This window comes from Nocardia sp. Marseille-Q1738 (assembly GCF_965283145.1).
Window position 1 is genome coordinate 161872 of sequence record NZ_CBDIMS010000010.1, and the last position, 12104, is coordinate 173975.

The window sequence follows — 12104 nt, forward strand, 5'->3', positions numbered from 1 at the left end:
GACCTGGAGTGCCGAGCACGCCCGCCACGGACGAATAGGTGATGAACAGGTCGAGCGGTTGGTCGCGAGTGAGCTCGTCGAGGTGCCGCGCCGCGTGATATTTGGGCCCGAGCACGGTCTCGAATCTCGCCCACGACTGTTCGGTCACCACGCCGTCGTCGAGCACGCCCGCGCAGTGGACCACACCGCGCAGCGGCGGGAACCCGGCCTCCTCGATGCTCCGCAGCAGCGCCGCGACGGCCGCACGGTCGCTCACGTCCGTCTGGCGCGCCGCCACGCGAACACCGCTCGCGCGCAACGATTCCATCAGCTGCGAACCGGCCGCATCCGGCGCTCGTCTGCCGACCAGCACCAGATGACCTGCCCCGCGGTCCGCCAGCCAGCGAGCCGCCGCCGCGCCGAGGCCACCGAATCCGCCCGTCACCAGGTAGGTGCCGTCGGCGAGCCGGTCGCCGCGCCCAGCAGCCACCGGCGTGGCGTCCCTGCCGAGCAGCACGACGCGACCAGGGTGATCGCGCTGCGACATGGCACGAAATGCCTTGGCGGCGTCATCGATGCCGTGCACCGCGTGTGGCAGCGCATGCAACGCGCCCTGCTCGAACAGCGCCATCACGGTCCGCAGGATCACGCCGAGACGCTGCGGGTCGATGGCGGCCGGATCGAATTCGCGGTGATCGATATCGTGACGCCCGCTCACACGGGTCTGCACCGGATCGATGACATCCACGAATCGCCCACCCGGACCGAGGATTTCGGCACCTCGCGTGACGAGTTCCCCGGCGAGAGCATGCACGACGACATCCAGCCCCCGCCCTGCGGTCGCCGCCCGGACGCGTTCGGCCAGCTCATGGTCGCGCCACACATCGATCTGGGTGACCGGCAGACCCGCGTCGCCGGCCCAGCGCCGCAGCGCCGCCGTCGTGAACACCTGCGCGCCCGCGTGCGTGGCCAGCGCAACCGCGGCCATGCCGATCCCGTCGGCGGGCGCGTGCACGAGAACCCGGTCACCGGCCCGCAGCTCACCGACGTCGAACAGCGCGTGCCAGGCACTGGTGAAAGCGAACGGCACCGTCGCGCCTTCGGCGAAGGACAGCTGATCCGGCAGCGCAGCGACCAGACGATGATCCACCGTCACGTGGCGGGCGAAACTCCCTCCTGCCAGCGCGACAACGCGGTCGCCGACCGCGAAGTCCACGACATCCGCACCGACGGCCACGACGCGTCCCGCGCATTCAGCGCCCAACGCCGCGGCGGCGTCCGGATGCAAGCCGGAGGCGACCCAGATGTCGTGCGCGTTGACACCGGTGGCGGCGACGGCGATCTCGACCTCGCCGGTTCCGGGTGCGCGTCGGGCGGCGGAAGCCAATCGCAGCTTGTCGAACTCGCCGGAACGGTGTGCGACCAAACGGTAGTCGTCGGCGGGCGCGGGGCCTTCCGCGAGGCGCGCGACCAGCCAACGGCCGTCGCGGATCGCGAACTCGCCCTCGCGTCCGCCGAGTATCCCGTCGGCGATCAGCGCGCCGTCCGCGGATTCCTCCGGCAGGTCGAGCAACCGGCAGCCGAACTCAGGGTGTTCCGTCGCCAGCGTGCGCCCGAACCCCCACAACAAAGCCTGATCGGGGTCAGGCCGGTCGGCGGGGACGACCCGCTGGGCGTTCACGGTGGCCAGCCACAGTGCCGCGGGCGCACGCCCGGACGCGTCCAGCGCACGGGCCAGCCGCAGGGCGGCGTCGACGCGCGTCCGCGAGGCGGCGGCGGTCCAGGCGAAAACGACGCCGTGCGCCGAACTCGTGTCGACTGTGCCCGAACCGATCGCAGCTGCCGGGTCGTCGATGTCCTCGGGGCGGACGACCACGGTCTGGGCAGCGCGCGCGGCCAGTCCGGCGGCGAGGGTGTCGCCGACCGCTCCGTCACTGAAGATCAACCAGCGAGCCGGGCTCTCGCCCCGAACCGGTGCGTCGTTCTCCGCGGGCACCCAGTCGACGTGATGCAGCAGCCGCGCAAGCCTGGACGAGTCCCCTTCGGCGGCGTCGGCTTTCGGTGTTTGCGCGGCGAGCAGGCACACCCCGGTCAGGCGTGCGAGCAGTCGCCCGGACGCGCTCCGGAGTGTGGCGTCACCGACGATGACCCGCCCGCCGCGTTCGGTCACCCGCACTCGGCACTTGACGGTCGTATCCCCGACAGTCGGCCTGCCGAACAATTGAGCACGATTTATAGCGGATGGTAAGAACAGCGCATCCGCCGACGCGCCGGTCAGCACGACGGTGTGCAGGCAGGCGTCGAGCAGGATCGGATCGAGCGTCGCCGCCTCGTGCTCGGGCAACCGGAACACTGCCTCGGCCTCGGTGTCGCTGATGCGCCGGAACTCGGTGGCGCAGCGGTAGTCGGCGCCCAAGTGCAGCCCCAGCCGCGCCAGCTTCTCGTAGTAGGCGAGCCATACCCGCGCATCCGCTTCGGCCGGTGCCGCGCCCTCCGCTGTTTCCTCGGACGAATCCGATTCCGCGAGAGTGAGTTTCGCGTCCGCGATCGAAGTTCCGTCGGCACGGACGATTCGCACGTCGTATCCGTCCGAGCCGGGCTCGAGCGTCACCCGCACCGTTGCTTCGGTGGTGACTTCCAACGGCGTCCGCAGCCGCAGCCCCGTGACCACCCATGCCCCGGGCAGCTGGGCGGCAATGCCGCTCAACTGGGTGCACAGCCATGCCGCGGGCACGGTGGGCACGCCGCGTAGCCGGTGCCCCGCGAACATCTCCGGAGTGACCGGCAGGGCTCGCGACGACGGCGTGGCATCCGGCCGTGACGCGAGTTCGAGCCAGTGCCTCTTGCGTTGGAACGGGTAGGTCGGCAAGTCCACATGGCGCCACGGGCGATCGGAATAGACCTTTCCCCAGTCGATCTCGGCTCCACCCACATACCGGCGGGCGAGGTCGCCCGCATCGCTCGACTCGGCCAGATCGGCGACCGATCCGCTCGCGGCGATCCCGGAGGCGACATTGTCGAGCGCCGCGCGCAGCTGTGCCGCCGTATCGAACGTGATCGCCACCCGCTCGCCGAAATGCGACCGGCCCAGCGCGGCCGAGGCGCACACATCCGCCGGCCCCATCTCGGGATGCGCAGCCAGGAAATCCCGGTACCGGCCGGCCAGCTCGCGCAGCGCGTCGGCGCTCTTGGCCGACAGGACCAGCAGGTGCGGTCCGGCATCGTCGACCGGACCCGCTTCCGGCGCGGGCGGCGCCTCCTCGATCACCACGTGCGCGTTGGTTCCGCTGATCCCGAACGCGCTCACACCCGCCCGGCGCGGCCGCCGTGAACGCCGCCACGGCCGCTCCTCGGCAACCACGCGGACGGCGACGGAATCCCAGTCGATATGCGGATTACCCGACCGGAAGTGCAGCGAGGCGGGGATGCGCTCGTGCCGCATCGACTCGATCACTTTGATGATGTTGGCGATACCGGCGGCGGCCTGGGTGTGCCCGAGATTGGACTTCACCGAACCGATCCACAGCGGAGCGGCCTCGGTGCGGCCGTCGCCCAGCACGGAGGCGAGCGCGTTCACCTCGATCGGGTCGCCGAGAGCGGTGCCGGTGCCGTGGGTCTCGACGTAGTCGATCTCCGCGGCCTCGACCGCCGCGTCCGCGAGCGCCGCTCGGATGACGCGCTCCTGCGCCGGACCATTCGGCGCGCTCAGCCCCTGGCTGCGACCGTCGGAGTTCACCGCCGACCCGCGCACCAGCCCGAGCACCCGATCGCCGTCCCGCCGGGCATCCGCCAGCCGCTTGAGCACGAGCACCCCCGCGCCGTCGCTCCAGACCACACCATCGGCACGCGCGTCGAAGCTCTTGCATCGCCCGTCGGCGGCCAGTCCACGCGCCCGGGCGAAGTAGATGTCGAGCGATGGAGTGAGCACCACGGTGGCGCCGCCGGCCAGTGCGAGGTCGCATTCGCCGCTGCGCAGGCTACGCACCGCGGTATGCACCGTCACCAGCGACGACGAGCACGCGGTATCGACGGTCAGACTCGGCCCGTTGGCCCCGAAGAAGTACGAGAGCCGTCCGGAGGCGACACTGGCCAGATTGCCCGTACCGAACCAGGCATTGGGCGCCACATCCGCCCGCGCCATCCGCTCGGCGTAGTCATTGGACATCAAACCGACGAAGACCCCGGTCCGGCTGCCCTCCAATCGGCTCGCCGGATACCCGGCGTGTTCCAACGCTTCCCAGGATGTTTCCAGCAGCAGCCGTTGCTGAGGATCCAGCATGCGTGCCTCGCCGACGGAGATGTCGAAGAATCCGGCGTCGAACTCCTCGACACCGTCGACGAAACCACCCCAGCGCGTGTAGGTCTTGCCTTCGGCGTCCGGGTCGGGATCGAAAACGGCGTCCACGTCCCAGCGGTGCGCGGGCACCTCCGTCACCGCGTCGGTCTCGGTGGTGAGCAGATGCCACAGGTCCGCCGGTCCGCGAACACCACCGGGATAACGGCAGCCCATGCCGATGATCGCGATCGCGTCGGCGTAATCGTCCGCGGCTGCATCGGATTCAGGATCTGTGAGCTGCGACACGTTGGATGTACTAGGTGTAACTGGCAGTTCAGTTGGGTATACGGAGGGCGTGAGCTGCTCGGAGGTGCGCGTCGGTCGCTGTTCGGCCTGCTCCCGTGCCGTGCGGCGCGGGACGGCGCCGTCGCGCGCGGACCGCGCACTCAGCCGGGCGATTTCCTCGGACACCGCGGCCACGGTCGGATGATCGAACAGCAGGGTGGCCGGAAGCCGCACCCCCAGGTCGGCGGAGAGCGCGTTGCGCAGCTCGACGGCCATCATCGAATCCAGCCCGAGCTCACGCAGCGGCGTGCGATCGGAAACAGCCGCGCTGCGGCCGAGCGCGGTCATGGCGTGGGCGCGGACCAGCTCGAGCAGATCCGCCGCCTCGCGCGGGGTCTCCATGTCCTGGTCGTCGTCGGCAACCGCCTCCTGCTGCGCAGGAGTGTCCGCCGCAGCGGGGAATACCGCGACGACCCCCTCGGCAGACAGCAGCGAGCGCAGCGCCCGAGCGCCATCCTCGGCGGCGAGTTCGGCGACGCCGTGGCGTGCCCAGGCCCGGCGGGCCGCGTCACTCAGTCCCCCGGCCATGCCGGTGCCCGCCCACGGGCCCCACGCGATACTGACGGCAGGCAGCCCCTCGGCGAGCCGCAGGCGCGCGAGGGCATCGAGATACGCGTTCGCCGCGGCGTAATTGCCCTGTCCGGCCGTGCCCACCGTGGCGCTGACCGACGAGAACAACACGAACAGCTCGAGCGAGCGTTCCGCGGTCAGCTCATGCAAGTGCCAGGCCCCCGCGACTTTTCCAGCGAACACGCGGTCGACATGCGCCGCGGACTGGTCGATCAGCATCGCGTCGTCCAGAACGCCCGCGCAGTGCACCACTCCGGCCAGCCGGGGAAGCTCGCCACCGAAGCGAGCGAGCAACCCGGACAGCGCATTTCGGTCTGCGACGTCGACCGTCGCGGTCTCGACGCGGGTACCAAGGGCGGCGATCCGCGCCATCTCTCTCTCGGCCCGCGCGTCCGGGGCACTGCGACCGACCAGCACCACGGTGCCCGCACCGGACTCGGCCAGCGTCCGCGCGGCCGTCAACCCCAGCGCTCCGCGCCCGCCGGTGATCAGATACGCCGCATCGCGCTCGAGCCGCGGCACTCCCCCGCCGCCGTCGAACGACTCCGTCCGCGTCACGTAGCGGTGGCGTCCGCGCAGCACGACCGCGGAATCCGGTGCAGCGGAACAGAGTTCGTCGACCAGACGGCGGTCCTCGCAGCGTGCGCCGACCGGCAGATCGATCAGGCGGCAGCGCAGCTCGGGCAGCTCGGTGCGCACCACCGCGCCCAGCCCCCACAGCGTGGCCGCGGCGGGCCGCACACGTTCGCCGGGCAGCGCGCCGGTGGCCCCCATCGTCACCAGGTACAGCGGCCCGGCGGAGGTCGCCCGCGCCATCGCTTGGACCACGCCGAGGACGAACTCGGTCTCCGTGCGTGCGGTGTCCGCGCTGTCGTCGGCCTCGGTGTCGGCGAGGTAGACCACCGCCCGGTCGCCGTCGGGCCAGGCGGCGGGATCAGTCGTGCGCTCCACCGCCACCGCGTCGGTGCCCGCGGCGCGCAACGCGGCGGCGAGCCGGTCCGCCTGCTGCCCGACGCCGATCACCAGCGCCGCACCGGGGCCGCGGCCGCTCGCCGAGGTCGCGGCAGGCTCCCAGACCGGACGGTGTATCAGGCCGGAGGTGAGGTTTCGATCCTGCGACCGCCCGGCCGCGCCGGACTCGGCGAACCACACGTCGTCGATCTCACAAACCACCGCGCCCGCGGCATCGAAAACGGTGATGCGGACCGTGCGGCCGGTGCGTTCGGCCAGCGCCCACGCCTTCGCCGCCGCTTCCTGGCCGGACAAACGCAATCGGCCGATGCCGACCGGCAACTGCGCCGCATGACTATGCCGGGCGGTCAGCGCGAGACCGGTCTGCACCGCGGCGTCCAGCAGGCACGCCAGCGCGGCGTCCGGTTCGTCGGCCAGCTCCGCTGGGCTGGTCAGTTCGGCGAGCACGCTGTTGTCGGTGACTTGCAGCCGGGTGATCCAGCGGAACCGCGGACCGAAGCTCAACCCCGCCTCCGCGCAGCTGCGATAGAAATCCGCGACCTCCCACTCGGTGGACGGCGTGTGCCGTGCCGCGGCCAGTGCGTTGGAGTCACGCGGTCGATTCGACGTGGCGGCTTGCACCGATCCGGAAGCCGCTGTGAGCGCGCCGTTGTCGACCTGGAATCGAACATCGACGCGACCATCCGCATCGGACACGACCGGGTCGGCCAATTCCTCCAGTGGCACCGGCCGAGCCGCGACGAAGTCGACGAGTTCACGGTTCGTGCCCCCGGCCGCCCGCAACGCCCGCAGCGCGAGGTAAGCGGCGGGCACCACGGCCCGGTCCTGGAACCGATGCTCGGCGAGATAGCCGGTGTTCGAGGTCGCGCCCGCGATCGGCACAGTGATCCGCTCTCGTTCGAAGGGGTAGGTGGGCAGCCCGTTGCGCCGCCGCGCTTGTGGCGGAATCACCGACGTCCAATCGATATCCGCACCCGCGCAATACATCTCGCCGAGCCCGGTGAGCAGCACCTCGTCGTCGGTGGACCTCCGGCGCATACTCGGCACCCACAGAGCGTCCGGGTCGGCCTGGCGGCCGAACTCCAGCAGCACCGGATGCGGTCCCACCTCGAGATACGCGTCCACGCCGAAGTCGGCCACCGACCGCACGCCGTCGGCGAACCGCACCGTGCCGCGGGCATGCGCACGCCAGTACGCGGCGTCCAACCTGTCCTCGATCCGCGCGCCGGTCACGTTCGACACCAGCGGAATCGCCGCTGCTCGCGGCGCGGGGACCAGCTCGGCGACCCGGGCTTCGAACTCGTCCAGCATCGGATCCAGCAGCGGCGAGTGGAATGCCGTGCTGCCGGGCAACATCACCGAGCGAATCGACCGCTGGTCAGCATCCGCCAGGATCCGGCGCACCGCCTCCGCCGTTCCGGAGACGACGAACTGTCCCGGGCCGTTGACCGCCGCAACGGCCACCTCCGCCGCCAGTTCGTCCAGCAGCGCTTCGAACTCGTCGGGTGTGCCGAAAACCGCCGCCATCGCCCCCTGCTGCGCAACCGCCTGCATCAGCCGACCGCGCTCAGCCGCCAGACGCAGCCCGGCCTCCAGGTCGAGAACTCCCGCCACGGTCGCCGCCACCAGCTCACCGAGGCTGTGTCCGAGCACGATATCGGGACGAACGCCACACGCCGCCCACAGTTCGGCACACGCCCATTCGATCGCGAACAGGGCAGGTTGCGCGTACTCGGTACGGGTCAGCACCTCGTCGTTCGCGTCGAACAGCACCGACCGCAAACGCATTCCGCCGGGAAGCGGTCCCAGGATGTCGTCACAGCGGTCCAGCGCCGCGCGGAAAGCCGGATACCTGCGGTCGAGCGCCGCGCCCATCCCCGCGTACTGCGCTCCTTGGCCCGTGAACAGCATCGCGACCAGCGGTTTCCCCGACTCCAGGTCGGTCGACCGACCAGAAGGACCTGCGAGTTTTCGCGCCGCCTCCGCGGCCGTCCGCGCAACGATTGCGCGCCGGTGCACAAACTGCGAGCGTCCGAGCGTCGCGGTGGCGGCGATGTCGGCGAGCGGCAACTGCGTCCGGTCCAAATGCTGGACGTAGCGCCGCGAGAGCGCGTCGAGCGCGGAGGCGGTCCGCGCCGAAAGAGCGAGCAGTGCAGGTTCTTGCGGGTCCACGGTCGGCGCCGGTTCGGGCGCCTGCTCCAGGAGCACGTGCGCATTGGTGCCCGCGAACCCGAACGAGCTCACTCCCGCCAGCCGTGGCCGGTCGGTGCGTGGCCATGCGACATCGTCGGTCGGCACCGCCAGCGCCGTGCCGTCGAGCGCGATCTTGGGGTTCATCGTGGCGAAATCGTGCTGCCGCGGGATGCGTTCGTGCTCCAGTTGCAGCACCACCTTGATCAGCCCGGCGATGCCCGCCGCCGCTTCGAGGTGACCGATCCGGGATTTGACCGAACCCAGCAGGCAGACCGACCCGTCCGCGCGCGGCGCGCCGAGGACCTGGGACAACGCCTCGATCTCGATCGGATCGCCCAGTGGCGTACCGGTGCCGTGCGTTTCGACGTAGCCGACCTGATCGGCGGCGACCCCCGCGTCGGCCAGCGCGTCATGCAGCAGCTCGCGTTGCGCGGTCGGGTTCGGCGCGGTCAGTCCCATGGAACGACCGTCGTGGTTCACGCTCGAGCCTCGGATGAGCGCCCGGATGGGGTCGCCGTCGGCGAGGGCCCTGGACAGCGGTTTCAGGACAACGACACCCGCGCCTTCACCACGCACATACCCGTTCGCCCGCGCGTCGAAGGGACGACAGTGTCCGTCCGGTGAGAGCGCGCCCATCCGGGCCAGCGCCTCGGAAGTGAGTTCGGACTGCAGCAGATTCACCCCACCCGCCAGCGCCACCTCGCACTCCCCCGCGCGCAGACTGCGACACGCCTGGTGCACGGCCACCAGCGACGACGAACACGCCGTGTCGATCGCCACCGCGGGTCCACGCAATCCGAGCACGTAGGACACCCGCCCGGCCACGATGCTCGACATCGTTCCGGTGAGCGTATGCGCGTCCACCGAACTCACCCAGTCCGGCGTGATCGTGCGCTGGTACTCCTGCCAGCTGACGCCGAGGAACACGCCGGCGCGTGCCGCGGCCGGCCCGTCCGGCACCAGCGCGGCGTCTTCCATTGCCTCCCAGGCCACTTCGAGCACCAGACGCTGCTGCGGATCCATCGAAGCCGCTTCCCGCGGCGCGATGCCGAGGAACTCGGTGTCCATGGCATCGATCGGCCCGGCGAGCAGACCGGCCCGCCGCCGCGCCCGCCGAGGCGCCGAATCCGCTACCGGCCAACGGTTTTCCGGCGCCTCGACGATCGCGCCGCGGCCCGAGGAGAGCAGTTCCCAGTACTGCTGTGGGCTTTCGGCGCCGCCCGGGAAGCGGCAGCCCATACCGATGACGGCGATCGGTTCCTGCCGCGGCCGCGTCTCCAACTCCTGAATCCGGCGAAGTGCCCGTGTCAGCAAGACCCGAAGGTCGTACCCATCATCCGCCATCTAGCCACGCCACCCACATCGTGCAAAGTTGTGACGTGGAACATACGACGGCCCCGGTTAGGCGTCAATTACGGGCTGTATGCACAAAATTAACTAAAGTTACCAACTAGTAGCTTGATCTTTCGCTCGATGATGTTGCCAGAATGAAACATTCACTTTTGAAGGATTCACTTCAGGCCTGCTGATGCACCCTTTCCGCGCCGATCCGATCGATCCGCTCGCGGCCCCACGCGCCCAACGGCTCGAGCGCGGCGTTCAGCGCGACACCGCGGTCGGTCAGCCGGTACTCGACACGCGGCGGGACCTCGCGGTACACGGTCCTTTCGACGATGCCGTCTTCCTCCAGCTCACGCAGCTGCTGGATCAGCATCTTCTCCGAGACCCCCGGCAACCCCTTGCGCAGTTCGCCGAAACGCCGGACACCGAAATTCTCCAGCTCCCACAGGATCAGCGCCTTCCACTTGCCGCCGATGACGTCCATCGCGGCGTCGATGCCGCAGAAGTATGGTCCCGATCGCTTCGCACCCATCCTGCATCCTCTCTACCTGTTCGCATACCAATTAGTAAGTACCAGACAAAATAGTAGGTACTTGTCCACTCGCCGGGTGTCGAGCAGTCTTGGTTGCGGCGCGCTGACCAGGACGTTCTCGACCCCAAGGAGTTGAACCCGCAATGGCGGAAACCACGAATACCCCGGTAACCATCCTGGGACTGGGTGCGATGGGCCAGGCCCTGGCCGCGACCTTGCTGAAGGCGGGCCTGCCGACCACGGTCTGGAACCGCACCCCCGGCAAGGACGCCGAACTCGTCGCGGCCGGAGCTGTCGGCGTCGCGAGCGTCGAGGAGGCGATCGGCGCAGGCGGCCCGATCATTACCGTCCTGCTCGACCACGCTTCGGTGCACGCCACCCTCGACCCGGTGGCCGACCGATTGGCGGGACGGCAGCTGATCAACCTGACCACCACCGCACCGGCCGAGTCCCGCGAACTCGCCGGCTGGGCGGCCGGGCACGACATCGCCTACCTCGACGGCGGAATCATGGCGGTGCCGTCCATGATCGGCCAGCCCGGCGCCTCGATCCTCTACAGCGGCTCGCGGACCGTCTTCGACACCCACCGCGAGACGCTCGAATTGCTCGCCGCCGCAGAATATTTCGGTGACGACGCCGGCTTCGCATCGACCTACGACTTCGCCCTGCTCGCCACCATGTACGCCATGTTCGGCGGCTTCCTGCACGGCGCGGCCATGATGCGTTCGGTCGGCGTGCCCGCCGCCGAATTCGCCCAACGGGCCGCCGCATGGGTCACCGCGATGACCCACCCACTCCCACTGCTGGGCCACGCCATCGATGCCGCCGACTACACCGGCCAGTCCATCCAGCCCATCACCTTCCACAAGGCGGCACTCGACGCGATCAACCGCGCCAGCCGCGACGCAGGCGTCACCCTCGACTTCGTCGCCCCCCTCAAGAACCTCCTCGACCGCCAGGTAGCCGACGGCCACGGCTCCCTCGCCTTCGAACGCACGTTCGAAGAACTCCACTGACCCATCGCGCGGGCCGAGCCAGGCAGAACCTGGCTCGGTCCGCGCCGATCCACCCCTCGGCAACCCTTCGACAATCCCCAGGTCAGATCGCGATTTGGTCCACGCCCGGCGATCCGATAATCTTGCTGAGCACACCAGTCCGGGTGGCGGAATGGCAGACGCGCTAGCTTGAGGTGCTAGTGCCCTTTATCGGGCGTGGGGGTTCAAGTCCCCCTCCGGACACGTTTTGTCATGCATCCTCTGCAAATTTGCAGAGGATGCGTTCTTTTTTTTGGGTCCGGATGGTGTCCGGACACCATCGATCTGCAAATTTGCGCAGGCAACCGGTCAAAAGGCGTAGACGGCGACACCGGTGAGTGAGTTGTTGGGTGGTCGTGAGTCGAAGCGTGGATCATTCCGGCCGACAGTTAGTGCCCTTCGCTGCGGGGTGCCTCGCGGTGGTGTCTGTGCGCGCTTCGGGCGAGGTGTCCGGCGAGGTGTCGGTGTGCGTTCATGGGTCGAGTTGGATGGTCGACGGGAGGGCGCTGCTGTCCCGGCGGGAGGCGTGGTCCGGGGTGGGGCTGTCGGTGTATAGCTGCGGGGCGATGTTCCGTCTGCTCGTTTCCGTCGTGGCAGTCTTTCGGCAGCCCTGCTCGCCGACGTCGTCTGCTGAAGCCGAATAGCTATCCCAGCGCAGGTACCTTTTCGGCTGAAAAAGTCACCCAACGTGGGTGCCCTTTTGATATTGACGTGGTGGGTGTTCCTTTTGAATGCTTGAAGTACGACGACGCCGAATCGATTGGTACACCGCAAGTATTGTCCGGCAGCCCCGTGGCACGTTGTAAGGCGTTGTGCGGCAGACGCTTTGAACCTCGGATGGGTGGGCCTCAGAGGTGGGCGT

General features: G+C 69.3%; 3 protein-coding genes and 1 tRNA gene (1 of these 4 running past the window's edge). 2 read left to right on the forward strand and 2 right to left on the reverse strand.

Features of this window, described 5'->3' with window-relative positions; genetic code table 11:
• Together ACWPXK_RS28655 and ACWPXK_RS28660 are read right to left on the reverse strand one after the other, a co-directional pair.
• Positions 1-9679 carry the beginning of an SDR family NAD(P)-dependent oxidoreductase gene (locus ACWPXK_RS28655; protein WP_454199283.1) on the reverse strand. The gene continues 12125 nt to the left of window position 1, outside the view, so only the first 9679 of its 21804 coding nucleotides appear in the window; the start codon lies at positions 9677-9679; the stop codon falls past the left edge of the window.
• Positions 9680-9851: 172 nt separating this feature from the next.
• Positions 9852-10208, reverse strand: a complete 357-nt coding sequence (locus tag ACWPXK_RS28660) for a winged helix-turn-helix transcriptional regulator (RefSeq protein WP_364336127.1) — start codon at positions 10206-10208, stop codon at positions 9852-9854.
• A gap of 143 nt (positions 10209-10351) precedes the next feature.
• On the opposite strand from ACWPXK_RS28660, the gene ACWPXK_RS28665 reads away from it, so the two are divergent.
• Together ACWPXK_RS28665 and ACWPXK_RS28670 are read left to right on the forward strand one after the other, a co-directional pair.
• Entirely contained in the window at positions 10352-11224 is an 873-nt protein-coding gene (locus ACWPXK_RS28665; protein WP_454199284.1) for an NAD(P)-dependent oxidoreductase, read from the forward strand.
• Between the two features lie 137 nt (positions 11225-11361).
• Positions 11362-11446, forward strand: a tRNA-Leu gene (locus ACWPXK_RS28670).
• Positions 11447-12104: the final 658 nt, after the last annotated feature.